This window comes from Streptomyces sp. NPDC051286, assembly GCF_044455345.1.
Lineage (GTDB): Bacteria > Actinomycetota > Actinomycetes > Streptomycetales > Streptomycetaceae > Streptomyces.
This window is the reverse complement of sequence record NZ_JBITER010000011.1, coordinates 186,560-211,840: the sequence shown is the minus strand read 5'-3', so window position 1 is coordinate 211,840 and position 25,281 is coordinate 186,560. Positions and strand designations below refer to the sequence as shown.

The 25,281-nt window shown below is 69.8% G+C and carries 22 protein-coding genes and 3 pseudogenes; 7 read left to right on the top strand and 18 right to left on the bottom strand.

All coding sequences use genetic code 11. The features are described from left to right. The 15 genes from ACIBB8_RS14615 to ACIBB8_RS14545 form a co-directional block, all read right to left on the bottom strand. A partial coding sequence (locus tag ACIBB8_RS14615) for a flavodoxin-dependent (E)-4-hydroxy-3-methylbut-2-enyl-diphosphate synthase (protein ID WP_393308375.1) occupies window positions 1-203 on the bottom strand: 203 nt, incomplete at its 3' end. 4 nt (window positions 204-207) lie between these two features. Continuing rightward, on the bottom strand, window positions 208-1,227 hold the full coding sequence (hpnH, locus tag ACIBB8_RS14610) for an adenosyl-hopene transferase HpnH (RefSeq protein ID WP_037698782.1): 1,020 nt from the start codon (window positions 1,225-1,227) through the stop codon (window positions 208-210). A gap of 5 nt (window positions 1,228-1,232) precedes the next feature. After that, on the bottom strand, window positions 1,233-1,892 hold the full coding sequence (locus tag ACIBB8_RS14605; RefSeq protein WP_398951953.1) for a 1-hydroxy-2-methyl-2-butenyl 4-diphosphate reductase: 660 nt from the start codon (window positions 1,890-1,892) through the stop codon (window positions 1,233-1,235). Then, window positions 1,892-3,892, bottom strand: a complete 2,001-nt coding sequence (gene shc / locus ACIBB8_RS14600) for a squalene--hopene cyclase (RefSeq protein WP_398951950.1) — start codon at window positions 3,890-3,892, stop codon at window positions 1,892-1,894. Before shc ends, ACIBB8_RS14605 begins: the two co-directional genes overlap by 1 nt. A gap of 104 nt (window positions 3,893-3,996) precedes the next feature. Further along, window positions 3,997-5,100, bottom strand: coding sequence for a polyprenyl synthetase family protein (locus ACIBB8_RS14595; RefSeq protein WP_366137882.1), 1,104 nt, complete (start codon window positions 5,098-5,100; stop codon window positions 3,997-3,999). Continuing rightward, window positions 5,097-6,485, bottom strand: a complete 1,389-nt coding sequence (hpnE, locus tag ACIBB8_RS14590; protein ID WP_398951947.1) for a hydroxysqualene dehydroxylase HpnE — start codon at window positions 6,483-6,485, stop codon at window positions 5,097-5,099. Before hpnE ends, ACIBB8_RS14595 begins: the two co-directional genes overlap by 4 nt. A 160-nt stretch (window positions 6,486-6,645) precedes the next feature. Then, entirely contained in the window at window positions 6,646-7,587 is a 942-nt protein-coding gene (gene hpnD, locus ACIBB8_RS14585; protein WP_398951973.1) for a presqualene diphosphate synthase HpnD, read from the bottom strand. 8 nt (window positions 7,588-7,595) lie between these two features. Further along, window positions 7,596-8,516 carry a squalene synthase HpnC gene (gene hpnC / locus ACIBB8_RS14580; RefSeq protein ID WP_398951971.1) on the bottom strand — a complete coding sequence of 307 codons (921 nt, stop codon included), beginning with the start codon at window positions 8,514-8,516 and terminating at the stop codon, window positions 7,596-7,598. A 445-nt stretch (window positions 8,517-8,961) separates the two neighbouring features. Continuing rightward, a complete protein-coding gene (locus tag ACIBB8_RS14575) occupies window positions 8,962-9,747 on the bottom strand; it encodes an ABC transporter ATP-binding protein (protein WP_398951945.1) in 786 nt (261 codons plus the stop codon). Continuing rightward, entirely contained in the window at window positions 9,740-10,669 is a 930-nt protein-coding gene (locus ACIBB8_RS14570) for an ABC transporter permease (protein ID WP_398951943.1), read from the bottom strand. The genes ACIBB8_RS14575 and ACIBB8_RS14570 overlap by 8 nt, the downstream gene beginning before the upstream one ends. A gap of 106 nt (window positions 10,670-10,775) precedes the next feature. Next, window positions 10,776-11,660, bottom strand: coding sequence for a glycosyltransferase family 2 protein (locus ACIBB8_RS14565; protein ID WP_398951941.1), 885 nt, complete (start codon window positions 11,658-11,660; stop codon window positions 10,776-10,778). Continuing rightward, a complete protein-coding gene (locus ACIBB8_RS14560) occupies window positions 11,657-12,436 on the bottom strand; it encodes a CDP-alcohol phosphatidyltransferase family protein (RefSeq protein WP_398951939.1) in 780 nt (259 codons plus the stop codon). The genes ACIBB8_RS14565 and ACIBB8_RS14560 overlap by 4 nt, the downstream gene beginning before the upstream one ends. Continuing rightward, window positions 12,414-13,475 (bottom strand): iron-containing alcohol dehydrogenase family protein, encoded by a 1,062-nt coding sequence (locus tag ACIBB8_RS14555; RefSeq protein WP_398951937.1) that lies wholly within the window; start codon window positions 13,473-13,475, stop codon window positions 12,414-12,416. Before ACIBB8_RS14555 ends, ACIBB8_RS14560 begins: the two co-directional genes overlap by 23 nt. Beyond that, a complete protein-coding gene (locus tag ACIBB8_RS14550) occupies window positions 13,463-14,200 on the bottom strand; it encodes a sugar phosphate nucleotidyltransferase (RefSeq protein WP_398951935.1) in 738 nt (245 codons plus the stop codon). The genes ACIBB8_RS14555 and ACIBB8_RS14550 overlap by 13 nt, the downstream gene beginning before the upstream one ends. Further along, entirely contained in the window at window positions 14,197-15,957 is a 1,761-nt protein-coding gene (locus tag ACIBB8_RS14545) for a DUF5941 domain-containing protein (protein WP_398951933.1), read from the bottom strand. Before ACIBB8_RS14545 ends, ACIBB8_RS14550 begins: the two co-directional genes overlap by 4 nt. 339 nt (window positions 15,958-16,296) lie before the next feature. Between ACIBB8_RS14545 and ACIBB8_RS14540 the strand changes: the two are divergent. The 4 genes and pseudogenes from ACIBB8_RS14540 to idi all read left to right on the top strand — a co-directional run. Next, window positions 16,297-16,611, top strand: a pseudogene (locus ACIBB8_RS14540) (NAD-dependent epimerase/dehydratase family protein); the annotation flags it as partial. A 219-nt stretch (window positions 16,612-16,830) separates the two neighbouring features. Further along, complete coding sequence (locus ACIBB8_RS14535) at window positions 16,831-17,772, top strand: cation diffusion facilitator family transporter (RefSeq protein ID WP_398951931.1); 942 nt, start codon at window positions 16,831-16,833, stop codon at window positions 17,770-17,772. A 283-nt stretch (window positions 17,773-18,055) separates the two neighbouring features. After that, window positions 18,056-18,383: pseudogene (locus ACIBB8_RS14530) on the top strand (GNAT family N-acetyltransferase); the annotation flags it as partial. A gap of 149 nt (window positions 18,384-18,532) precedes the next feature. Then, entirely contained in the window at window positions 18,533-19,126 is a 594-nt protein-coding gene (gene idi / locus ACIBB8_RS14525; protein ID WP_398951929.1) for an isopentenyl-diphosphate Delta-isomerase, read from the top strand. Between the two features lie 39 nt (window positions 19,127-19,165). Here idi and ACIBB8_RS14520 read toward each other — a convergent pair whose 3' ends face one another. After that, window positions 19,166-19,621: an ATP-binding protein gene (locus ACIBB8_RS14520; protein ID WP_398951928.1), complete on the bottom strand. Its 456-nt coding sequence runs from the start codon at window positions 19,619-19,621 to the stop codon at window positions 19,166-19,168. A gap of 370 nt (window positions 19,622-19,991) precedes the next feature. Beyond that, the gene (locus ACIBB8_RS14515; protein WP_398951926.1) at window positions 19,992-20,546 is read right to left on the bottom strand and encodes an HdeD family acid-resistance protein; all 555 of its coding nucleotides are present in this window, start codon (window positions 20,544-20,546) and stop codon (window positions 19,992-19,994) included. Window positions 20,547-20,627: 81 nt separating this feature from the next. Here ACIBB8_RS14515 and ACIBB8_RS14510 point away from each other — a divergent pair, with 81 nt between their 5' ends. Then, window positions 20,628-21,392 (top strand): enoyl-CoA hydratase/isomerase family protein, encoded by a 765-nt coding sequence (locus ACIBB8_RS14510; RefSeq protein WP_398951924.1) that lies wholly within the window; start codon window positions 20,628-20,630, stop codon window positions 21,390-21,392. A 71-nt stretch (window positions 21,393-21,463) separates the two neighbouring features. On the opposite strand, the pseudogene ACIBB8_RS14505 reads toward ACIBB8_RS14510, so the two are convergent. After that, window positions 21,464-21,563: pseudogene (locus ACIBB8_RS14505) on the bottom strand (DJ-1/PfpI family protein); the annotation flags it as partial. Between the two features lie 162 nt (window positions 21,564-21,725). On the opposite strand from ACIBB8_RS14505, the gene ACIBB8_RS14500 reads away from it, so the two are divergent. Both ACIBB8_RS14500 and ACIBB8_RS14495 read left to right on the top strand, forming a co-directional pair. Continuing rightward, window positions 21,726-22,589, top strand: coding sequence for a hypothetical protein (locus ACIBB8_RS14500; protein WP_398951921.1), 864 nt, complete (start codon window positions 21,726-21,728; stop codon window positions 22,587-22,589). 153 nt (window positions 22,590-22,742) lie between these two features. Beyond that, on the top strand, window positions 22,743-25,157 hold the full coding sequence (locus tag ACIBB8_RS14495) for a Tex family protein (RefSeq protein ID WP_398951919.1): 2,415 nt from the start codon (window positions 22,743-22,745) through the stop codon (window positions 25,155-25,157). The last annotated feature ends 124 nt before the right edge of the window (window positions 25,158-25,281 follow it).

Sequence of the window (25,281 nt, the reverse complement as noted above, 5' to 3'; positions counted from 1 at the left end):
CCCGACGCCGTCAACTCCGCGATCTGCTGCAACGTCGCACCGACGTCCGACGTACGCGTCGTGGTCATCGACTGCACCGACACCGGCGCATCCCCACCGACCGCCACCGACCCGACCTGGATGCGCCGCGAGGGGCGGCGCATCGCGAGCGGCCGGGCCGGCAGCTCGGGGAGACCCAGTGCGACTGGTTCTCCAGCGGTCATGACGTCACCGGTTCCCGGAGACGGTTTCCCGCGCGGCGCGCAGGGATTCCTTCAGCGACCCCATCGTGGCGAGGACCGCGGTCGGCTCGTAGCCGCAGTGCGCCATGCAGTTGGCGCAGCGCGGGTCCTTGCCGCGGCCGTACTTGTCCCAGTCGGTCTCCTCGATGAGTTCCCGGTACGTCGGGACGTACCCGTCGCTCATCAGATAGCACGGTCGCTGCCAGCCGAAGAGCGAGTAGTTGGGGATCGCCCAGGCCGTGCACGGGAAGTCCGCCTTGCCCTCCAGGAAGTCCAGGAAGAGCGGCGAGTGGTTCAGCCGCCAGCGGGCCCGGTTGCCACCCGCGAAGGACTTCTTGAAGAGCTCGCGGGTCTGCTCGACGCCGAGGAAATGCTCCTGGTCGGGCGCCTTCTCGTATGCGTAGGCGGGCGAGATCATCATCTCGTCTACCTTCAGATCGTCATTGAGGTAGTTGAGGACCTCGATGATGGTCTGTGGGGTGTCGGTGTTGAAGAACGTGGAGTTCGTGGTGACCCGGAAGCCGCGCCGCTTGGCCTCTTTGATCGCCGCCACCGCCTCGTCGAACACGCCTTCCTTGGCGACCGATTCGTCGTGCCGCTCGCGCAGGCCGTCGATGTGCACGGCGAAGGCGAAATACGGTGAGGGGGTGAATTTCTCGATCTTCTTGCGGAGCAGCATCGCGTTGGTGCAGAGGAAGACGTACTTCCTCCGTGCGACCAGTTGCCGTACGATTTCGTCGATCTGAGGGTGCATCAGGGGCTCGCCCCCCGCAATGGAAACCATCGGAGCACCCGATTCCAGCACCGCGCCGACGGCCTGGGCCACCGGCATCCGCTGCTTCAGGACTCCGGCCGGATGCTGGATCTTTCCGCAGCCCTCGCACGCCAGATTGCAGGCGAACAAAGGCTCCAGCTCAACAATCAGCGGGAACTTTTCCCGCTTGCGGAGCTTTTGTTCAATGAGGTACGTCGCAACCTTGATGGTCTGACGGAGCGGCATGGCCATCTAGCTCACCTCCTGGGGAGCAGCAAAGATCGGTGCCATTCATAGAAAGCCGGCAGGACGGCACGAAGAACACGGAAGGCTGATATTCCCCCGCGTACTGTGCCGATGCGGACGAGCTCATGCTCCGGGGCGTCCACGACCACCCGTACAGCCGCAACCGGGCGCGGCCCGGTGCGCAGGGCGGTGCGAAGAGTGGCGGCGGACTCCATGTCCACCGCGATTGCCCCGGTGGCCCGCAACTCGGCCCGCTCATGTCCGCGTACGACATGGCCGGAACCGGTGAGCGGACCGGTGTGGACGGTGCGGCCCGGCACCGCCCTGGCGAGGGCCTCGGCGAGCAGACCCGCGCCGGTACAGGCCGTCGAGTCCCCGGTGTCCCGGGTCTCGTCGGCGACCACCAGGTCCCCGGGGTGCATGTCGGGTGCGAGCCCGGCACAGAACCCGGAGGCGATGACCGCGGAGCCGTGCGCCCAGTCCTGGGCGAGCACGCGTTCCACGGCCGTCTCGGCGGCTTTCGGACCCATGCCCGTACGGAGCACGGTCACCGGGCCCGGGGCGTCGCCGGCCTTTCTACTGCCGCTGCGCAGGGCGAGTTGCTCGATACCGAGCGCGCAGGCGATCAGCAGAGGCGCTGCGAAGCCGGGCGGTCCCGGGGCATCGACCATCAGGCCCCCTCACGGGTGGCCGTGCGGGCGGCGAACGGGTCACCGTGCACGTACCGCCCCAGCGCGGTGAGAGGGAAGACCTGGCGGTAGAGGTGGTAGTTGATGGAGAAGTCCCAGGGGAACCCGGTGCCGGTGAAGTACGGCTCGTCCCAGGACCCGTCGGCCTGCTGGTTCTCGGTCAGCCAGGCGATGCCGCGGGCCACCGCCGTGCTGTCCCGCCGGTCGGCGGCGAGGAGGGCGAGGAGGGCCCACGCGGTCTGGGAGGCGGTGGACGAGCCGTGCCCGATCCACTTCTCCTCCCGGTACGAACGCAGGTCCTCACCCCAGCCGCCGTCGTCGTTCTGCACGGACTCCAGCCAGCCGACCGCCCGGCGGATCGCCGGATGAGCGGTGGGCAGCCCGGTGGCGATCAGGGCGGGCACCACCGATCCTGTTCCGTAGACGTAGTTGACGCCCCAGCGGCCGAACCAGGCACCACTCGCCTCCTGTTCGGCGAGCAGCCACTCGACGCCGCGCCGGGCGGCGGGGTGGTCGGACCGCCCCTCCATGGCGAGCATCTCCACCACGTGTCCCGTGACATCGGCGGATGGCGGGTCGATGACCTCTCCGAAGTCGCAGAACGGAAGCCGGTTGGGGAACGGGCTGGTGTTGTCGGCATCGAATGCGCCCCACGCGCCGTTGCGGGACTGCATGCCGAGGTTCCAACGCACCCCGCGTTCGATGGCGGCCTCGATACTGGCCGGATTGGGGTGCCGGACCCGGCGCAGCGCGAGGACCACCTCGGCGGTGTCGTCGATGTCCGGGTAGTTGTCGTTGTGGAACTCGAACGCCCATCCGCCCGGGTCCAGTTGAGGTCGACGCACGGACCAGTCGCCGGGCCTGACGATCTCCTCGCCGAGCATCCAGTCCGCCGCTTTCACGAGCGCGGGATGGTCGGGGCTGACTCCGGCATCGGCGAGCGCGATGGTGGCGAGGCAGGTGTCCCAGACCGGTGACTGGCAGGCCTCGATCATGCGGGCGCCGTCCTCGCGCCAGACGGCGAACCGGTTCAGCGAATCCAGGCCGGCCCGCATCACCGGGTGGTCGAGATCGTAGCCGAGGAGGTGCAGGGCGATGACGGAGTACACGGCGGGCGGCTGGATGCCGCCCCAGCAGCCGTCGTTCTCCTGACGCTCGATGATCCAGCGGGCCGCCGCGTTCATGGCGATCCGGCGCAGCCGGCGCGGAGCGACCCTGTGGTAGACGTGCAACGCTTTGTCGAGGCGCTGGAAGACGCCGTCCCAGCTGGCCGCCGGGGCGGGGCGCTTGGGCGGGTTCGGGACGAGCGGGTCGGTGTGCAGTTCGTCGAGGGCGAAGGGCGCGGGCCGCACCGGCCGCTTCGCCGAGACGACGGTCAGCGGCACAATGGTCTGCCGGGCCCAGCAGCCGAAGTCGTAGATGTTGAGCGGGAGCCACTTCGGAAAGAACATCAGCTCCGGTGGGAGCTCCGGCAGGTCGTCCCACTTCCACCAGCCGAAGAGGGCCAGCCAGATGCGGGTGAAGACGCGGCTCTCCGCAATGCCACCCTGCTCCCGGATCCATCCGGAGGCGCGAGCCATGTGCGGCTCGTCCGGCCGGTCTCCGGCCAGCCGCAGCGCGACGTAGGCCTCAATGGTGGCGGAGAGGTCTCCCGGGCCGCCGTAGAAGGTGGCCCAGGTGCCGTCGACGAGCTGCTCGCCGCGGATGAAAAGTCCGGCCGCCTCGACGGTGGCCGGGTCCTGAATGCCGAGGAACTGACGGAGCAGCAGGTCCTCGGCGTCCATCGTGACGTTGGTGGCGAGGTCGCCCTTCCACCAGCCCTGGGCGTCCTGCCTGCCGAGGAGATGCTCCGCCGAGCGTTCCGCAGCCCGCCGCGCGGCGGCGAGCACGTCGATTGCGGCGGTGGTTGATTCGGTCGGTTCGCTGGCCGAGGCTGCGCGGGGGTTCACAGCCCCGGTGCTTCCGTCGGTCGTCGCTGTCATGGCTTCCCCTTCGTGCAGTTGGTCCTCTGCTGTGCTGGGGTCTCCGTCGGCCGGCGCCCGGTACGGGCACCGGCCGGCGACTGCGAGTCATATGCGGATGGTGATCATCTCTTTCGTACGACGACGAAGTCCGCGAGCGCCGTGAGCTGCGCCCGCACGGTTTCCGGCATGGCGACAGCGTGCAGCGCCTCGATGGCGACCGCATGCTGCCGACGGGCCTCCTGGGCGGTCCACTCCCGGCCGCCCGCCTCCTCGATGAGCGCCGCCCGGGCGGCGAACTCCTCCTCGGAGAAACTGTCGAAGTCGCTGCTCTTGGCGTCCGCGGCGAGCAGTTCGCCGAGGCGCTCCGAGGCCGGTCCGCCGGCAGCGAGCGCGGCGACGACCGGCAGGGACTTCTTGCGCTGACGCAGATCGCTCCAGGTCTGCTTGCCGGTGGACTCCGGGTCGCCCCAGATACCGAGCAGATCGTCGACGGCCTGGAAGGCGAGGCCGAGGTGGTAGCCGTAGGCCTCCAGAGTGTCGGCGGTACGGTCGTCGGCGCCGCCGAGCACCGCGCCGATGGACACGGCGCAGGCAAGCAGGGCACCCGTCTTGTTGCCCTCCATCTCCAGGCACTCCTCGACGGTGACCCGCTCGCGGTGCTCGTAGGAGATGTCCTGGGCCTGCCCATCGATGAGCTTGCGGCTGGCGGTGGTCAACCGGCGGGCCGCGCGGCCCGCCTCGACCGTGCCGAGCTCCAGCAGGATCTCGTTGGCCAGCGCGAAGAGCGCGTCGCCGACCAGGATCGCCTGGGCGGGGCCGTGCACCTTCCACACGGTGTCGCGGTGACGGCGCTGCTCGTCGCCGTCCATCAGGTCGTCGTGCAGCAGCGAGAAGTTGTGCACGAGTTCGACGGCGACGGCGCCGGGGATGCCGGCCTCGGCGGCGGCGCCCGCCGCCTCCGCGGACAGCAGGGCGAGCGCGGGGCGGACAGCCTTGCCGCCGTCGCCGTCGGCGGGGCGACCCTGAGCGTCGATCCAGCCGAAGTGGTAGGCGGCGACGGTGTCCATGGGCGGTGCGAGCCGGTCAACGGCGGCCCGGAGCACCGGAGCGGACATGGCCCGTCCGCGCTCCAGAAGCGCGTTGACGTCCGCGGTGTCTGCCACGGTGTCGAAAGCCGGATTCGCCGGGGTCACTGACTCTCCTCTTGTTCCGGTGGTACTGCTCATGCCGCCTCCTGCAGCGGATGTTCATGGATGCGGCCGAGCGAGGAGAGCGCGGCGCCTGCGGCGCTGAACCCGCTGCGGACAGCGCCCTCCATCGTCGCGGGCCAGCCTGTGGCCGTCCATGCTCCGGCCAGATGGAGGCCGGGCATACGAGTGCGGGTTCCGGGGCGCAGCCGGCCAACGCCGGGGGCGGGGGCGAAGGTCGCCGTCCGCTCCCGGGTGACGAAGAAGTCCCTGATGCCGGCTCCGCGGGCGGCGGGGAGCAGCCGCTCCAGTTCGGGCAGGTAGCGGCTGCGCAGTTCGGCCACGGGCAGGTCGATCTCGACGTCGGCCGCGGACTGCGAGATCGCGAGGTACTGTCCGGGCCCGGTGAGCCCGGAGGCATCCGTGCGGTCGAAGACCCACTGGACCGGGGAACCGAGTGCGGCGAAGAACGGGCGGCGCAGCACCTTGCGGTCGTAGACGACGTGCACATTGAGGATCGGCGAGGTGCCGATGTCGAGCAGCCTGTCCGGCGCGTCGAGTGCGCCCTCGGGCAGCAGGCCGTGGGTCTCGCGCTGAGGGACGGCGAGGACGACGGTGTCCGCCTCGATCCGTTCGGCGCCCGTGTCGACGATCCAGCGTCCGTCGCCGGTACGGGAGAGGCTGTCGGCCTTGGTGCGCAGCTCGGTCCGCACACCTGCGGCGTCGAGCGCCTTGCGGGCCAGCGTGTCGTGGACCTCACCGAGCGGCACGCTCGCCCAGCCGATGTCGGCGGCGCCGGGCTCGGAGAGAAGTCCGGTCTTGAAGACCTTCGCAGCGAGGGCCAGCGAGGAGTTCGGTGCGGTGGCGTTGAGCGTGGCGACGCCGACCAGATCCCAGAGGGCCTCGATGGTTCGCGGGGACTGTCCGTGCCGGGCCAGCCAGCTGCCGAAGTCGATGGTGTCGAGCGCCGGGTCGTCCGGGTCGAGGCGGCCGAGTGCGAGCGCGGCGCGCCCGACGGACGCCCGTTCGGCGAGCGAGAGGTGCGGATAGCCGACGAGTCCGGCGGCGAGGTGGAACGGGACGGGAAGCGCATTGCGGCGCAGCCGTCCGAGCCGGGGCCCTGAGGGGCGTCCGACGTCGAGAACGGGCACGTCCAAACGGTTTTGCAGGGGTGCCAGACGGGCACCGTCGACCCGGTCCAGGAACCAGCGGTAGGCGGTGCAGCAGCGCAGATAGACGTGCTGTCCGTTGTCGACCGTCAGTTCGCCGCGACGGAAGGAGAAGGCGAGCCCACCGAGCCGGGGCCGTCCTTCGAGCAGGGTCACGTCAAGCCCGGTGTCGGAGAGACGGAGAGCCGCCGTGATGCCGGCGAGTCCGCCGCCGATCACGACGGCACGGGAGGAGCGCAGGGCCTCGTCGGTCATGCGTCCCCCCTCCGCTTCCGCCGGGTCGAACCGGCCGGGCTGGTCATGTCGGTCAGGCACGTCGTTTCAGTCAGAGACGCGTCATCCCGTCGAAGGGGCGCCCGCCGGAGAGACCGATTGTCCGTGTTGCACATGTTGCGCGAGTTGTCCGCGATACGCATCAGACACGCCCCCGGGCCGTCCGGCGCGAAATGTACCGCGCGTCCAGACCCGACAGGCCACGCACCGCGACGTACGCCTTCTCGTGGCCCGGCAGCGAGACCCGGCCGCGCAGCACCGCCTCGGGGTCCCGCTCGATCCGGTCGAGCAGCCGCCGGTAGATACCGGCCATGGCGGCGACACAGGCGCCGCTGCGGCGGTCCAGCATCGGCAGCAGCCGGTAGCCCTCGGCGAAGAGGGCGCGGGCGCGCCGGACCTCGAAGTGGACCAGGCCCACGAAGTCGGAGCCCGGCGGCGGTGTGGCCCGGTGGAAACCGGCGGAACAGCCGAACTTGGCGAGGTCGTCGGACGGCAGATACGTACGCCCGTTGCCCGCGTCCTCGCGGACGTCGCGGAGGATGTTGGTGAGCTGCAGGGCGAGGCCGAGCGTGTCGGCGTACTCCGCGGCCCGGTCCGCGCCGGGCGCACCCGGTTCCGTCCCGAAGACCCCCAGGCTGAGCCGCCCGATGGCTCCGGCGACACACCGGCAGTAGACCTTGAGGTCGTCCCACGTCTCGTACGTCGCGCCGCGCACGTCCATCAGCACGCCGTCGATCAGCTCGTCGAGCCCACCGAGCGGCAGCGGAAACCGGCGTGCGGCGTCGGTGAGCGCGACAGCCACCGGGTCGGTGTCGTCCTCGTCGACCGCGCCCTCCCGGATCCGGTTCAGGAGTGTGCGGGTGCCCTCCAGCCGGGTCCGCTTGGTCTCCCGGTCCAGCTCTCCGTCGCCGATGTCGTCGACCCGGCGGGAGAAGGCGTACAACGCCGACATGGCCTGCCGCTTCTCGGCAGGCAGCAGCCTGATTCCGTACGCGAAGTTACGTGCCTGCTGTCCGGTGACGGCCTCGCAGTAACTGTATGCGGCCTGTACCGGCGCCGACATGTACGTCGTCTGTCCCTCCATGGTCCGGCTCACCCCTCTCTCCGCGCTCTTCGCAAGACAACTCCCACCTCGCGCAACAGGCTGGGCTTGGCGGGCTTGGGCGGTCCGGGCAGTACGTCGAACCCGGCGGCCGCGATCGCGGTGAGGGCGGCACGCCCCCCTCCCACAAATCCGGCGAGAAGCAGCTTGAGCCTGCCGTGGACGCTACCCACCAGGGGGGTGCCTTCATTCAGCAGGTTCCGGGCGCGTTCTGCTTCGTATGCAACCAGTGCGCGCACCGATGCGCCCCCGGAGGGAGTCGCCAGGTCGGCCTCGGTGACATGGAACCGGGCCATGTCCTCGGCCGGCAGATAGATCCGGTCGCGGCCGAGGTCCTCGGTGACGTCCTGGAGGTGCTCGACGATCTGCAGGGCGGTGCAGACGGCGTCGGAGCGGCGGATCCGCTCGGGGCTCGCGGTCCCGGTGATCTGGAGGACCAGCCGGCCGACGGGATTGGCGGAGAGCTCGCAGTAGGCGAGCAACTCCTCGTACGTCCCGTACCGCCGGACCTTCTGGTCCTGCCGGTTCGCCTCGACGAGCCCGAGGAACGGTTCGGGGTTGAGCGAGCAGCGCCGCACGGTGGGGCGCAGTGCGCGGAGCAGCGGGTGGCGCGGGCCGTCGCCCGCGGTGTCGAAGACGCGGTGCAGATCCGCCTCGAAGGCGTCGAGCATCGCGAGCCGGTCATCGGTCTGCGCCGGGTCGAGTCCGAGGTGGCGGGCGTCGGCACCGCCGGGGGCGAGGTCGCCGTCGCCGATGTCGTCGACGAGGCGGGCGTATCCGTAGACAGCCATCAGATCGTCACGCCACGCGCGCGGCAGAAAGAACGGGGCCACAGGGAAGTTCTCGTCCGCGGCCTTGTCGAGCGTGGCGGGTACGGCGGCGTCATGGCGCGCCTGCCGGGCACGAGTCACCACGGACCGCCCGGCGCGGGGACGGCGTATACACCTCGGAGCTGGAGATTTTCCGTCATTGCCGTCACATCTCCCGTTCTACACTGCCGACCCAAAACATCCCATTCCGGACACGCCGCCCGCTCTCCTGAGTGCGGTGGACCGTCTAGGGTCGGTACTCCCAGGCGGTATCGCCCCACTTGCCACGAATCAGCACCGGTACAGCTTACGTTGTACAACCTTCAGCCATACGCCCGGGTGCAGTACCCAGTGCAGCAACGTTGTCCTTCCCACCAACCTTCGCCGTACGCAAGGAAATTGACGTCATCCGGCGGGAGGAGATCGCCCCTGGCGTGGCGCAGAGTCCGGCGCACGCCCGCCGGGTGCCCGCGATCCGGACATCGCAGCGGCCTCCGCCGGAGTGCTCCGGCGGAGGCCGCTGCGATGAGGGAGGACGACCGAGGGCCTACTTTCCGGTCTCCCGCTCGTACGCCTTGAGGACCTCGTCGGTCGGGCCGTCCATCAGCAGCTCGCCCTTTTCCAGCCAGAGCACCCGGTCGCAGGTGTCCCTGATGGACTTGTTGCTGTGGCTGACCAGGAAGACCGTGCCGGCCTCCTTGCGCAGTTCGCGGATGCGCTTCTCGGAGCGGATCTGGAACTTGCGGTCACCGGTGGCCAGCGCCTCGTCGATCATGAGAACGTCGTGGTTCTTGGCGGCGGCGATGGAGAACCTGAGCCGGGCGGCCATACCTGAGGAGTACGTCCGCATCGGGAGGGTGATGAAGTCGCCCTTCTCGTTGATGCCCGAGAAGTCGACGATCTCCTGGTAGCGCTCGCGGATCTCCTCGCGTGTCATTCCCATCGCGAGACCGCCGAGCACCACGTTCCGCTCGCCGGTCAGATCGCTCATCAGCGCCGCGTTCACACCGAGCAGCGACGGCTGTCCGTCCGTGTACACCTTGCCGCGCTCGGTCGGCAGCAGACCCGCGATGGCCCGCAGCAGGGTCGACTTGCCGGAGCCATTGGTGCCGATGAGGCCGATGGCCTCGCCCCGGTAGGCGGTGAAGGAGACACCGCGTACGGCGTGCACCTTCCGGACTCCCCGCGCGTCGCCCTTGCCGCGGCGCAGTATCCGGCTCAGCGCCGCAGTGGCACTGCCCTTGCCTCCGCCGGCGCCGTTGACCCGGTACACGATGTGCACATCGTCGGCGATGACGGTGGGGATGCGCCCCGAAGTGTTGTCCTCAGCCACGGCCGTACCGTTCCTCTGCCTTCCAGAAGTACACGAAGCCCGTGAGGCCGATGAAGGCCGCCCAGGCGAGCCCGGCGATCCACACGTGCGGCGGCAGGTTCTCGGAGCCGTAGCCGTCGATCAGCGCGAAGCGGATCAGGTCCATGTAGATGGCCGCCGGGTTGTACTGCAGCGCCCTGCCGACCCACTCCGGCTGGTCCTTGAGCATCACCGTGATGGAGAACATGACACCGGATGCGTACATCCAGGTGCGCATGATGAACGGCATCAACTGGGCGAGGTCGGGGGTCTTGCTGCCGAGCCGGGCCATGATCAGGGCCAGGCCGGTGTTGAAGACGAACTGCATGGCCAGCGCGGGCACCATCAGCAGCCAGGACAGCGACGGGTAGCTGCCGAAGCCGACGGCCACGATCACCAGCACGATCATCGAGTACAGCAGCTGCTGGAGCTGCTGCAGCGAAAACGAGACGGGCAGCGAGGCACGCGGGAAATGGAGTGCGCGCACCAGCCCGAGGTTGCCGGAGATCGCCCGGACACCCGCCATCACCGAGCTCTGCGTGAAGGTGAAGACAAAAACACCGGTCACCAGGAACGGGATGAAGACCTCCTTGCTCATTCCCCTGCTGGTGCCGAGGATCAGCCCGAAGATCAAGTAGTAGACGAGCGCGTTGAGCAGCGGCGTGGCCACCTGCCACAGCTGGCCGAGCTTGGCCTGGCTGTACTGGGCGGTCAGCTTGGCCCGGGAAAACGCCATGATGAAGTGGCGGCGGCCCCAGAGCTGGCGCACGTACTCGAACAGCCCGGGCCGGGCGCCGCTCACCGTCAGGCCGTACTTGCCTGCCAGTGCGGCGGCGCTCAGGCCGTCGTCGGCGGATGGCGGGGTGCTCAGCGCGACCGCACCGTCATGGGTTGTGTCACTCACCAGATGAAACTCTCGTATTCAAGATGCGCAGCCAGTCGCGGTCGCGGTTCAGGCGGACAGGTTCCGTAGGAAGTAAATACGCCTCATGCTCTCAGAGGAGAGCTTCTCAGATCACGGGAGGTCGGCCGAGTCTGGTCAGCCGCCATACCGTGCGCCACTTCATCGGACGACGTGGTCCGCAGGACTTGGTCCAGCCTTCCCGGAAGCCGCCGAACCATGCCTTCAGCGCGGGGCCCGAGGGCTTGCGAAGCAGCGTCAGCAGCAGCCAGACGCCGAGGTAGACGGGGACCAGAGGCGCGGGCAGATTGCGGCGCGCCAGCCAGACCCGGTTCCTGGCCACCATGCGATGGTAGACCGCGTGCCGGGACGGGGCGGTGGTCGGATGGTTGAGCACCATGTCGGCGCGGTAGTCGATCAGCCAGCCGGCGTCCAGTGCCCGCCAGGCGAGATCCGTCTCCTCGTGCGCGTAGAAAAAGTCGCCCGGCAGCCCGCCGACCTCGGCGAGGACCTGGGTACGGACGGCGTTGGCGCCGCCCAGGAAAGTCGTCACCCGCGACGAGCGCATCGGGTCGGCGGCGCGCAGCCGTGGCACGTGGCGGCGCTGGGTCACGCCGGTGTCCGGGTCGGCGATCCGGAAGCTGATGATCCCCAGCTTCGGGTCCCGCTCGAACGCCTGCCGGCACAGCTCGGCGGTGTCGGTCAGCGGCAGCAGTCCGTCGTCGTCGAGGAAGAGCAGCGCGTCGACGTCGGCGCCGGACGGGCCGAAGGCCTCGATGCCGACGTTGCGGCCGCCGGGGATACCGAGGTTCTCGGGGAGCTCGACGGTCCGTACCCCTGCGGGGACGTCCGGGACCGGGGCGCCGTTGCCGACGACCACCACCTCGATCCGGTCGCCGTCCTGCCTGGCGACCGAATCGAGGAGGGCGCGCAGCTCGTCAGGACGGTTGCCCATCGTGATGATGACCGCGCCGAGCTTCATGGGGGTGCTCACTTCAGCCTGCTCGATGCCAGGACCGACACCAGGTGCAGCAGCGTCTGTACAAGGGCGATACCGGCCAGGACGGCGACGCCGAGCCGGGAGAAGAACAGGTCGCCCCTGACCGCGTCCAGGACCGCCAGGACCAGGATCAGCAGGGATGCCTCGATTCCGAGCACCAGGCGGTGGAACTTCAGCGCCGCGGCGGCCCTGCGGGCCAGCGCCAGACCGGACGAGCGCGGCTCCGACGCCGCCTCCTTGACGGGCGGCAGTCCGCCCTGGTGACGCGCGACGCCGACGAGGTCGGTCTCGGCCTTGATCAGAACAGCGCCGAGGGCGGCGAGGGTGCCGAGGAAGGCCCACAGCCAGTCGATCCGCCCGGATCCCCACAGATCGGCCGCGCGCAGGCCGAAGCCGACCAGCACCGCGGCATCGCAGAGGTAGGCGCCGACACGGTCCAGGTAGACGCCGCCGAGCGAGAACTGCTTCTTCCAACGGGCGATCTCGCCGTCGATGCAGTCGAGCAGCAGATAGAGCTGGACCATCACCACCCCGAGGACGGCACCCGTGATCCCGGGCACCAGCAGGGCCGGGGCGGCGAGGACGCCGCAGACCGTCATCAGGTAGGTCAGCTGGTTCGGCGTGATCTTGGTGTTCACCAGGTACCGGTCTATGTGCAGCGAGATCTCCCGCATGTACAGGCGCCCGGCCCAGTGTTCACCGCTGCGCCGGTCTTTCACACCTTCCGGGTGAACGACCGGACGGAGTTCAGCTACTGATGGTCTTGGCATAGTCGGCGTACGCGTCCCTGATCTGGTCGGTGGACAGGTTGAGGTGCTCGAGGATCGTGAAGCGTCCCGGACGTGTCTGCGGGGCATAGGCGACGGCCTGGACGAACTCGTCGGCGGTGAAACCGATGTCCTCGGCCAGGACCGGCAGCCCGTGCCGGCGCAGGGTCGTCACCATGAGCAGCGACTCCTCGCGCGCACCTCGCAGATACATGGCGAAGCAGGCGCCGAGGCCGACCTGCTCGCCGTGGCTGGCAGCGCGCTTGGGGTACAGCAGGTCGAAGGCGTGGTTGATCTCGTGGCAGGCGCCCGAGGCCGGCCGGGAATCCCCGGCGACCGACATGGAGATGCCGGTGAGCACCAGGCCCTCGGCCAGTACCTTCAGGAAGGCGTCGTCGCCGACCCCGCCGGGGTGGCGCAGCACGGCCTCACCCGCCTGCCGGGCCATGGCTGCCGCCAGCCCGTCGATCTCCTCGCCCTTGACATCGTGGGCGAGCTCCCAGTCGGCCACGCAGGAGATGTTGGAGACCGCATCGCCGATGCCGGAGCGGACGAAGCGGGTGGGCGCCTCGCGGATGATGTCGAGATCGATGACGACCGCGATCGGGGTGGGGACCCCGTACGAACCCCGCCCGTTGTCGTTGTCCAGGGTCGCCACGGGCGAGCAGAGACCGTCGTGCGAGAGGTTCGTCGCAACCGCGACCATCGGCATGCCGACGCGCGCCGCGGCGTACTTCGCCACGTCGATGATCTTGCCGCCGCCGAGGCCGACCACGGCGTCGTACCGGTTGCCCTTGATCTCGTCGGCGAGCCGCACGGCGGAGTCGATCGTGCCGTCGGCGACCTCATACCAATCGGCGCCAGGCAGCACCGGGGACAGCCGCTCGCGCAGGACCCGGCCCGACCCGCCGCTGATCGCGACGGCGAGCTTGCCGGAAGCGGAGATCCGCTGGTCGGCGAGAAGGCCGGCCAGGTCGTCCAGGGCGCCGCGGCGGATGTCGACGACGACCGGGGACGGGATGAGCCTGCTCAGTACTGGCATGCGATCTCACGGCCCTTCGCGAGGTCGTCGTGGTTGTCGATCTCGACCCATGTCACTTCGCCGATGGGGGCCACATCGACGGTGAAGCCGCGGTTGACGAGCTCCTGGTAGCCGTCCTCGTAGTAGAGGTCGGGGTCGCGCAGATACGTCGCCTTCAGGGCGTCGGCGAGTTCCTCGGCGGCCTCGGGCTCGATCAGGGTCACGCCGATGTACTCGCCGGTCGCCGTGGCCGGGTCCATCAGCTTGGTGATGCGCTGGACGCCCTTGTCACCGTCGGTGACGACCTTCATCTCCTCGTCGCCGAGGTTCTTCACCGTGTCGAGGGCGAGGATGATCTTCTGTCCGTTGCCGCGGGCGGCGAGGAGCGTCTTCTCCACGGAGACCGGGTGCACGGTGTCGCCGTTGGCGAGGATGACGCCCCGCTTCAAGACCTCACGGGCACACCACAGGGAGTAGGCGTTGTTCCACTCCTCGGCCTTGTCGTTGTCGACGAGGGTGAGCGTCAGGCCGTACTTCGCCTCCAGCTCGGCCTTGCGGTCGTACACGGCCTCCTTGCGGTAGCCGACGACGATCGCGGCCTCGGTGAGACCGATCTCCGCGAAGTTGGCGAGCGTCAGGTCGAGCACGGTCTTCTCGCCGTCGACCGGCACGAGGGCCTTCGGAAGCGTGTCGGTGTAGGGGCGCAAACGCCGTCCTGCACCGGCTGCGAGTACGAGGCCGATCATGCGGGTTCTCCTTCGTCGTGAACGGCAGGTGCTCCGGAGGACACCCAGAAGCGGATGGACTCGGCGAGCACCACCACGGCCACGGCCACCGCGAGAGCGGTGAGTGCCATGGTGAAACCTGAATGCTGAGTGAGTACGGCGGCGAGTACGGCCACCACCAGGGTCCGGCCCTCGTGCCCACCGATCGTTCGCACCAGCCACCGGGGCGGCGCGCCGGTGCCCCCGCGAATGCGGTACACCGTGTCGTAGTGATGGTAGGCAACGGCCGAAACCAGTCCGAAAGCCGCAGGAAGGGCTTGATCGACACCGCTGCGGGCGGCCAGAGCAAGGATCGCGCAGTACTCCGCCGCCCGGAATATCGGGGGCACGAGCCAGTCGAGTGCGCCCTTGAGGGGGCGGGCGACGGCGACGCCGGAGCAGACCGCGTAGAACACCGCGGCGACGATCATCTGCCGGCTGCCGAACGGCTGCAGCAAAGCGGCGCCGATCAGGGCGGCCGCACCGACGAGGGCCACCACCGGGGCGGCCCATCCGCCCCGGATACGGGGTCCCCTCGCCGCGACGAGGCCGGCCAGCGGCCCGGAGTCCGCGAGGTCGGCAAGCGCCTGGGCGGCCCGGTCGGTGCGCTGCGCCTTGCGGGTCAACGAGCGCAGCAGGCGGCCGGCGGTGGTGTAGCAGGCGGCGACGGAGCAGCCGATCAGCAGAGCGTAGAAGACGATCCGCGGGGTCGTCACCGCGGTCAGCACGGCGATCATCGCCCAGCGCTCGCCGATCGGCAGCACTATCATCCGGCGCAGCCAGACCGTCCAGCCGACGCTGTCGAGCTTGTCGGAGAGGGCCGCCGTCGGGCTCGAATTGGCGACCGCGTCGTGGTTGGCCTCGTTGAACGAGAAGTCGACGACATGGCGGCAGGTCTGCAGCACCATCGCGCCGAGGGCAAGCGCCCATACGTCGTCGCCGTTGCGGGCCGCGCCGAGGGCGAGGCCCGCGTAGTACGCGTACTCCTTGGCCCGGTCGAACGTGGCGTCCAGCCAGGCGCCCATCGTCGAGTACTGCAGCGAGTAGCGGGCGAGCTGCCCGTCGGTGCAGTCCAGGACGAAGGAGAGGAGCAGCAGCAGTCCGGCGGCGATGTACCCGCCGCGGCTGCCGGTCGCCGCGCAGCCCGCCGCGATCAGCGCGGTGACCAGGGAGGCGGTGGTGACCTGGTTCGGGGTGAGGCCGCGGCGTGCGCACCAGCGGGCGATGTAGCGCGAGTACGGGCTGATGAAGTAAGTGGTGAAGAAGCCGTCGCGGGCCTTCACGGCGCTGCGCAGCCGTACCGCCTCGTCGTCGACCGCGGCCACCGCGGACTGCGCGGTGGCGCGGGCGGCCCGGTCGACGGGGACGGCCGCGACGAGCGAGCCGAGTTCCGGGCGCTGCACGGCGGTGCCCTCGGCCTCCAGCGCGACGGCGAGGCGGCCCGGCACGGTGCGGTCGGTGACGGGCACGGTGTCCGTGGCGCCGGCCGGCCGCAGGGGGACGCCCGCACCGACGGCCGCGGTCGCGCTGTGCAGAGCGCGGGCGAGCGCGGGACGCGCCTCCGGCTGCGCGGTGAGCGCACCGGGGACGGTGGCGGCGGGGAAGCGGGGGTCGGTCAGTCCGAGCCGGAGGGCGTGGACGTGTCCGACGAAGCGGGGATCGACGAGCGCGACGCGGGCGTCGGCGGGAGCCGCGGAGAGCAGCTCGGCGGCCTCGGTGACATCAGCGGCGGCCTGCACGTCGAAGCCCAGCGACCTCAGATCGTCCGCGAGCGACGATCCGGGTACCGGTGCACCGGTGAGGATGGCGGTCGACAGACGAACTCACTCCTTGGTGCTGACAGGGTCGGCGCGCGACAGTGCGGCCCGGATGCGGGCCGGCGGCACGTCGGCAGAGGCTATCGGATGAACGGAAGCGGGAGTTCACTGCCCGTTTATGCTCCGTTCGGGGCGGACCGGCATCATGCGGCGCCGCCCGCGATCATCATCGTCGATCCCGGCCCCGGCTCACAAACCGCGGGGGTACCGGGCTCCGCCTCGGCTCACACGCCGCAGCGGCACAGACCCAGGCTGACGGGTATGACATGGCTGATCACAGGCGGAACGGGACATATCGGGGCACATGCGGTTCGGGTCGTGGCGGCTGCCGGGGAGCGGGTGGTCGTGCTCGACGACCTGTCGACCGGCATCCGCGACCGGCTCCCGGCCGATGTACCACTGATCCGCGGCTCGGCCGCCGACCGTGCGCTGCTCGACCGTACGCTCGCCGAGCACGCGGCGACGGATGTGGTGCATCTCGCAGCGAAGAAACGGGTGGGCGAATCCGTCGAGAAGCCACTGCTCTCCTGCCGGGAGAACGTGCCGGGGCTGACCGTCCTGCTGGAGGCCGTGGTCGAGTCGGCCTGGGAGGGCTGGCGCCTGCGCCACCTCGAGGCACTCGTCACATGATCGGCGCCTGAACGGTGCACCGCCCTGACCAGCAATCGTTTCCGCAGGTCAGAGCACACGACAACGGTGTTCAATGCCGTGTTGCCCGATACCCCCTACCCGTAGTTCACTGGCCTTCTCGGGCCGATACGGGTCCGGTTCCGCAAGACGACCGGAGGCGTCCCCATGGGGGCAGGGCACGATCACGGGCACTCGCACGGCGGGCCGCCGCCCACCGGCACCGCTGCCGCCGCGTACAAGGGACGGCTGCGGATCGCGCTGTACATCACACTCACCGTGATGGTCCTGGAGATCATCGGTGGTCTGCTCTCCGACTCGCTCGCACTGATCGCCGACGCCGCCCATATGGCGACCGATGCGCTGGGGCTGGGCATGGCGCTGCTGGCGATCCACTTCGCCAACAAGCCTGCCGGACTCAATCGAACCTTCGGCTACGCCCGGGCCGAGATCCTCGCCGCTCTGGCCAACTGCCTGCTGCTGCTCGGTGTGGGCGGCTATCTGCTCTACGAAGCGGTCGGGCGCTTCATCACGCCCGTCGAGACCCGGGGCGGACTGACGATCGTCTTCGCCCTCGTCGGCCTGACGGCCAACATGGTCTCCCTGTCGCTCCTGGTGCGCGGGCAGAAGGACAGCCTCAATGTGCGCGGCGCCTATCTGGAGGTGCTCGCCGACGCACTCGGCTCGGTCACCGTGCTGGTCTCAGCCGGCATCATCCTGGCCACCGGCTGGCAGGCCGCCGACCCGATCGCCTCGCTGCTCATCGGTCTGATGATCGTCCCCCGTACGGTCAAGCTGCTCCGGGAGACGCTCAATGTGCTGCTGGAGGCGGCCCCCAAGGGCGTCGACATGGGCGAGGTACGGGCCCACATCACCGCCCTGCCCGGGGTGCTGGACGTCCATGACCTGCATGCCTGGACCATCACCTCGGGGATGCCGGTGCTCTCCGCCCATGTGGTGGTGCAGCAGGAGCTGCTCGACTCGATGGGGCACGAAAAGCTGCTGCACGAGCTGCAGGGCTGTCTCGGCGACCACTTCGACGTCGAGCACTGCACGTTCCAACTGGAGCCGAGCGGGCACGCGGAGCACGAGGCCGGACTCTGCCACTGAACGGCGATTCAGCGCGGTACCCGAACTGCCGTCCGGGCACGGGTGTAGGGTCCTGGGCAGAGGTATACGTGCCTCCCCCTGCCCGAGAGAGAAGCCGAGGTAGATGACCGTCGCGACGGCACCTGCCCGGCACAGCATCCGGTCCTTCTTCAACTCCCGGGTTCCCGGCTAGGAGGGTGCGTCGCCCGCCCGCAGGGCGGGCCCGGCGGCGTCTGGTGAGTGCGGCGCGCGCCTTCTGGGACCGAGACGGCCCGATGCACCCGGTGTCCGCACAGACGGCACGTACGCCCTGCCGACCCGGTGCCGGGTCGGTGACGCACCGGCGCTCGCACGGGCCCCCCGTGGCGACGGCCCCGGGCCGCCGGCGGCAGGGCGCGGGGCAGGCGGTGGTCCGGGCCGTCCTGGACGCGGCCCGGATGCGGGGCGAGTCGCTCGTGCTGGTGCTCGGGCATCGCGACTACCACCCGCGGTTCGGCTTCGTACCGGCGTCCCGGTACGGGATCCGGGCGGGTTTGGAGGTCCCGGACGAGGCGATGATGGCTCTGGTCCTCAACGATTCCCGGCCCGTGCCGACGGGCACGATCCAGTATCCGGCGATATTCGGGATCTGACGTGCCGTCCGGTCCCGCCGCATCCACCAGGTCCGGCGGGACCGGACATGCCAGGACCCGAAGTACGGACAAGCCGCTTTTGTACGGCAGACTTGAGCAGACTCGAGGGGACCGGCGCACGAGGCCGGGCACCATAGCGAAGGATGGGTATGCCGACCACACCAGCCACCGCGGCGAACAGCTCGTCGAACGGCACAGCAGAAGCGATCATGCTCGAACTGGTCGACGAGAACGGCACCACCATCGGCACGGCGGAGAAGCTCGCCGCCCACCAGGCACCCGGTCAACTGCACCGGGCGTTCTCCGTGTTCCTCTTCGACGAGCAGGGCAGACTGCTGCTGCAGCGCCGGGCGCTCGGCAAGTACCACTCCCCCGGTGTCTGGTCGAACACCTGCTGCGGCCACCCGTACCCGGGCGAGGCACCCTTCACCGCCGCCGCCCGGCGTACGTACGAGGAGCTCGGGATCTCACCCTCGCTGCTGGCCGAGGCGGGCACCGTCCGCTACAACCACCCCGACCCGGCCTCGGGCCTGGTGGAGCAGGAGTTCAACCACCTCTTCGTCGGGATGGCCCAGGCGGAGCCGGAGCCGGACCCGGAGGAGGTCGGTGAGACAGCGTTCGTGGCCGCCGACGAACTGGCGAAGCGGCATGCCGAGGCACCGTTCTCGGCGTGGTTCATGACGGTGCTCGATGCCGCGCGCCCGGCGATCAGGGAGCTGACCGGCCCGTCCGCGGGCTGGTAGCGGCGAACCGAACGGCGGGCGCGGGACGGTCAGAGGCGGTCAGAGGTACGGGTTCAGCGGCAGCGCGGCCCAGATGATCTTTCCGCCGCCTGCCGTGTGCTCGACATCGCAGGTGCCGCCCGCCTCGTTCGTGATCTCCCGGACCAGCAGCAGCCCGCGCCCGCCCGTCTGCGCATAGTCCGTCTCCAGCGCCGTGGGCCGGTACGGGTGGTTGTCCTCGACGGAGACTCTGACCCATTCGACGCCGACGGCCACCTCGACGGCGAGCTCCGGGGAGAGCAGCGCGGCGTGCTTCACGGCGTTGGTGACCAGCTCCGAGACGATGAGCAGCAGGCCCTGGGCGATGCCTTCGTCCATCGGCACGCCCTGGCGGTTCAGCAAATCGCGTACGGCGTGCCGGGCCTGCGGTACGGAGACGTCGACGGCCGGCGCGGTGAACCGCCAGACTCCCTCGTACGGCACGGGCCTGGCGGGGACACTCCCGCGGCTCTCCATAGTTCCCGCACCCGCTCTCGACTCGACAGTCACTGCACGTCGAAGTACAGAGTGCGGGGAGTAGTCGGTCCGGGCTGTGCTACTGAACAGAAGTCGACTTCTATCGACAGAATTTTTTTCGAATGAGTATGACAGCGTCACTTCTTGGACTGGTTCTGATCTTCTTCTGAGGGCTTGTCCGGCAGTGCCTCGGCCGCCAACACGCCCTAGGAGGGTGCTGAAGATCTTGGCCGGATCAGCGAGCGGCGTCTGGTGCGTGCAGCTGCAAGGCGCCGAAGCGGCCTCATAGCGGAGCTGTCAGGCCGTTTTGGCAACGCCGCAGATGTGCATGCAAGGCGCCGGGAGCCCGACCAAGATCTTCAGTGCCCTCCTAGACCAGCGAGACGGCGCGGCGGCCACCGACTCCGATCCCGATCAGGCTCAGCCCGTCGAAGAGCAACGCCAGCGAGAAGAACAGGCCGAGCACATAGAGGCTGCTGTGCGGCCAGCCGAAGAGGACCAACAGTCCCAGAAGCAGCCCGAAGGCACCCTGCAACAGCGTCCAGCCGAACTGCGGCCCGCGCACCACGAGGCTTCCCACCAGCCGGAACACCCCACCGGCCAGGAAGAGCAGTGCGGCGAACATGGTGAGTGCCTCGGCCGTGCCGTGCGGATGACGGATCACGACGACACCTGCGGCGATGTACAGCGCGGCGACCACCACACCGAGCCAGAAGTAGTCGGTGCCGCGGGACTGGATCGCGTGGAGCAGACCGATGAGGCCTCCGATGAGCAGCAGCCAGCCGAAGAGGAGCATCGAGGTGAGCGTGGCGGCCTCGGTGTAGACGAGACCGACCAGGCCGGCCACGACGAGGAGAGCACCGAGCAGGACGAGCCCGCTGAAGCCGCGGCTCAGCTTCCTGCCCTGGAGGTCGGGACCGGACATCTGGCAGCTCCTCACGGTGCGTGCCTGCTTCCCACCCGCATCTTGATCATAGGTTCGAACGGGACGGATAGCATCCGGCGCATGGACCGTACGGAACCGCAGCTGCAGCTCACCGTCGCGGACGGCATCGCCACCGTCGTGATCAGCAACCCGGCCAAGCGCAACGCCATGACGGCCGCCATGTGGCAGGCGCTGCCAGGACTGCTGGAGCGGATGGCCGCCGACCCCGCCGTGCGCGCCCTGGTTCTGACCGGCGCCGGGGACACCTTCTGCGCGGGCGCGGACATCTCCTCGCTGCGGGACCGGGCGAGCGGCCCGGCGTACGATCCGCAGGCTCTGGCGGTGGCGGCCGAGGAGGCCCTGGCCGCCTTCCCCCGGCCGACGCTCGCCGCGGTGCGCGGCTACTGCGTGGGCGGCGGCAGCCAGCTGGCGGCCGCCTGCGATCTGCGGTTCGCCGAGGAAGGCGCTTCCTTCGGCGTCACCCCGGCCAAGCTCGGGATCGTCTACGCCGCGTCGTCGACCCGGCGGCTGGTCTCGCTGATCGGACCGGCCGCGGCAAAGCATCTGCTGTTCTCCGGCGAGTTGATCGACACGGAACGGGCACTGCGGACCGGACTGGTGGACGAGGTACTGCCGGCCGGCGAGCTGGACAAGCGGGTGGAGGCGTACGTACGGATCCTGGCATCGCGCTCACAGCTGACACAGGCGGCGGCGAAGGAGTTCGCCACGGGGCGGGAGGACCGTGACGCGTACTGGGTGGAGCAGGCGCGCCGCAGCGGCGACACCGCGGAGGGTGTCGCCGCCTTCCTGGAGCGGCGGACGCCGCGCTTCACCTGGACGACCTGAGCGCCGGCCGTGATCCGCCGGACATCCTGTAGGGGCGCGTCCACAGAGTCCCGCCCGGTCCGCGGCGGGCCACGCCCTCCGGGCGAGCCAGTCCGAGGCGGTGCGCCACCCCTCCAGCAGACCGGCCGCAGCGAGCGGCAGCGAGCCGCTGCAGACAGAGGTCGTCCAGGAGCCCGGCCGCGGCGAGCAGCAGCACCCCCGTGCACATCCTGGACAGCGGGGAGCATGGCCGCAATGACGAAATGCCCGCCTTTTCTCCCATGCCCGGCCCGCATGAATCGGGTGCCCCGCGAGGGGTTACAGAACGTACCGACCAGTCGGTAATGTGAACGTATGAGTAATCTGCCGCCGCAAGCCGGACGCCGCTGCCACAACGCCATCAACCCGCTGCACTCGACGATCTACTTCTCCCCCGACCTCGGCAAGGAGTTCGGGGAGCTCGGCATCGACGACTCGAACGCCGTCTACATCGCCGGACGCGCGGCGGCGCTGGGCGCCGTCGGCCCCGGCACGGTCACCGCGACCTTCTACAACTTCAACCACGACCTCGTTGCCCGGCATCTGCCCGCCGTGTGGTCCGTCGCCTCGCCGCAGGCGGTCCTGGACGCCCGCCTGCGCGCCGCCGACTCCACGCTGCGCCGGCTGCTGGGCGAGGAGATCATCACCTCCTCCGACATGGCCGAGGCGGCCGGGCTGGCACTGCGCGCCGCCGAGGCGTGCACGCGACACGCCCGGCCGCTCTACGCCGCCCACGCCGATCTGCCAGTGCCGGAGCAGCCGCACCTGGCGTACTGGCACGCCGGGACACTGCTGCGCGAACACCGTGGTGACGGCCATCTCGCCGCGCTCCTCGCCGCCGGTCTCGACCCGGTCGAGGCCCTGGTCAGCCACACCGCGACCGGAAAGGGAATGTCCCCGCGCTGGGTGCTCGCCAGCCGCGGCTGGCGCCCCACGGACTGGGAGGACGCGGCCGAACGGCTGCGCGGGCGCGGACTCCTGGACAGCGAGGGCGAGTTGACGGAGGCGGGCGTCACACTGCGGGCGGAGCTGGAGGACACCACGGACCGGATGGACCTGGCACCGTACGAGCATCTGGGAGCGGAGGGCGTGGAGCGGCTCACCGAGCTGGCGCGCGGATTCCTCGTCACGGCGGCTTCTGCGGGCGCGTTCCCGGCCGATCTGATGGGCAAGGGCTGATTCCGCCGACCCGCCGACCGGCGGACAAGTGGGGTGGTCGGGCGACACGGCGCCCGACCACCCGGCACAATGCAGACGGAAGGGGCCCCGCCCCGGTAAGCACAGCCAGTACAGCCCAGCACAGCCAGTACGAGAAGGCGAGTCGGTAGAACCGTGACGACGTCCATCGAAGGCAGGATCGCCGAGGAGCTCGGCGTACGCGAGCGGCAGGTGAAGGCGGCCGTAGAGCTGCTCGACGGCGGGTCGACCGTGCCGTTCATCGCGCGCTACCGCAAGGAAGCGACCGAGATGCTCGACGATGCGCAGCTGCGCACGCTCGAGGAGCGGTTGCGGTACCTGCGGGAACTGGAGGACCGGCGGACGGCGATCCTCGACTCCGTACGCGAACAGGGCAAGCTCGACGAGGCCCTGGAGGCGCAGATCCGGGCCGCCGACACCAAAGCGCGGCTCGAGGACATCTATCTGCCGTTCAAGCCGAAGCGGCGGACCAAGGCGCAGATCGCACGGGAAGCAGGGCTCGAACCGCTCGCCGACGGTTTGCTGGGCGACCCGTCCGTCGAACCGCTCGCCGCTGCCGCCGCCTTCGTCGATGCCGGCAAGGGCGTCGCGGACGCGGCCGCTGCTCTGGAGGGCGCCCGTGCCATCCTCACCGAGCGGTTCTCGGAGGACGCCGACCTGATCGGCGAGCTGCGTGAGCGCATGTGGTCGCGCGGGCGGCTGGCCGCGAAGGTGCGGGACGGCAAGGAGGAGACGGGGGCGAAGTTCGCCGACTACTTCGACTTCGCCGAGCCGTTCACCGCGTTGCCCTCGCACCGGGTCCTCGCGATGCTCCGGGGCGAGAAGGAGGACGTGCTCGACCTGGTCCTGGAGCCGGAGGAACCCTCGGAGACACCGGGCCCTTCGACGTACGAGAACATGGTCGCCCGCCGTTTCGGCGTGGCAGACCGGGGCCGCCCGGGGGACAAGTGGCTCGGCGACACGGTGCGGTGGGCGTGGCGGACCCGGATCCTCGTCCACCTCGGGATCGATCTGCGGCTGCGGCTGCGGACAGCGGCGGAGGACGAGGCGGTACGGGTCTTCGCGTCGAACCTGCGCGACCTGCTGCTCGCCGCGCCGGCCGGGACGCGCGCCACGCTGGGGCTCGACCCCGGTTTCCGTACGGGTGTGAAGGTCGCCGTCGTCGACGCAACCGGCAAGGTCGTCGCGACCGACGTCATCTACCCGCACGTCCCGGCGAACAAGTGGGACGAGTCCCTGGCCAAGCTGGAGCGGCTGGCGAAGGAGCACTCCGTCGATCTGATCGCGATCGGCAACGGCACGGCGTCCCGCGAGACGGACAAGCTCGCGGGTGAACTGTGCGAGAGGCACCCGGAGCTGAAGCTCACCAAGGTAATGGTGTCCGAGGCGGGCGCCTCGGTGTACTCGGCCTCCGCCTTCGCCTCGCAGGAACTCCCCGACATGGACGTGTCGCTGCGTGGTGCGGTGTCGATCGCCCGGCGTCTGCAGGACCCGCTGGCCGAGCTCGTGAAGATCGACCCGAAGTCGATCGGTGTCGGCCAGTACCAGCACGACCTGTCCGAAGTGAAGCTGTCGCGCTCACTGGACGCGGTCGTCGAGGACTGTGTGAACGGCGTCGGTGTCGACGTCAACACCGCGTCGGCCCCGCTGCTCTCACGGGTTTCCGGCATCGGCTCCGGTCTCGCCGAGAACATCGTCGCGCACCGGGACACGAACGGGCCGTTCCGGTCCCGGAAGGCGCTGAAGGACGTGGCGCGGCTGGGCCCGAAGGCGTACGAGCAGTGTGCGGGCTTCCTCCGGATCCGGGGAGACGACCCGCTCGACGCGTCGAGCGTGCACCCGGAGGCGTACCCGGTGGTGCGGCGGATGGCGAAGACGGTCGGCGGGGATGTCGCGTCGCTGGTCGGCAACTCGGGTGTGCTGCGGTCGCTGCGGGCGGACGACTTCGTGGACGAGAAATTCGGGCTGCCGACGGTCACGGACATCCTGAGGGAGCTGGAGAAGCCGGGTCGCGACCCGCGGCCCGCGTTCAAGACGGCCACCTTCAAGGAGGGCGTCGAGAAGATCGGTGATCTGGCCCCCGGGATGGTGCTGGAGGGGGTCGTCACGAATGTCGCCGCGTTCGGGGCGTTCGTGGACGTCGGTGTGCACCAGGACGGCCTGGTGCACGTGTCGGCCATGTCGAAGACCTTCGTGAAGGATCCGCGGGATGTCGTGAAGCCGGGCGACATCGTGAAGGTGAAGGTGATGGACGTCGACATTCCGCGGAAGCGGATCTCGTTGACGCTGCGGCTGGACGACGAGGCTTCAAAGGGACAGTCGTCGTCGCAGGGCGGCGGGACGAAGCGGGAGCGGGGCGGCCAGGGCGGTCGGCCGCCGCGGCAGCGTCAGGGTCAGGGTCAGGGCGGTCAGGACCGTGACCGACGCGGTGGCAGTGGTGGCGGCTCTGCGCGTCAGGCGCCTGCGCCGGCGCCGGTGAACAGCGCCATGGCGGATGCGTTGCGGCGTGCGGGGCTGGCGGATCCGAAGCAGAGCGGAAGGAATCGCTGACGGCGGGGGCGGGTGAGGGCGGTCCGCTGCGCGGCTGTCCCCCACCCGCCCCTTCCTGAAACCGGGGGCTCCGCCCCCGGACCCCATTTTTTTGTCCTCAATCGCCGGACGGGCTTGGTTTTTC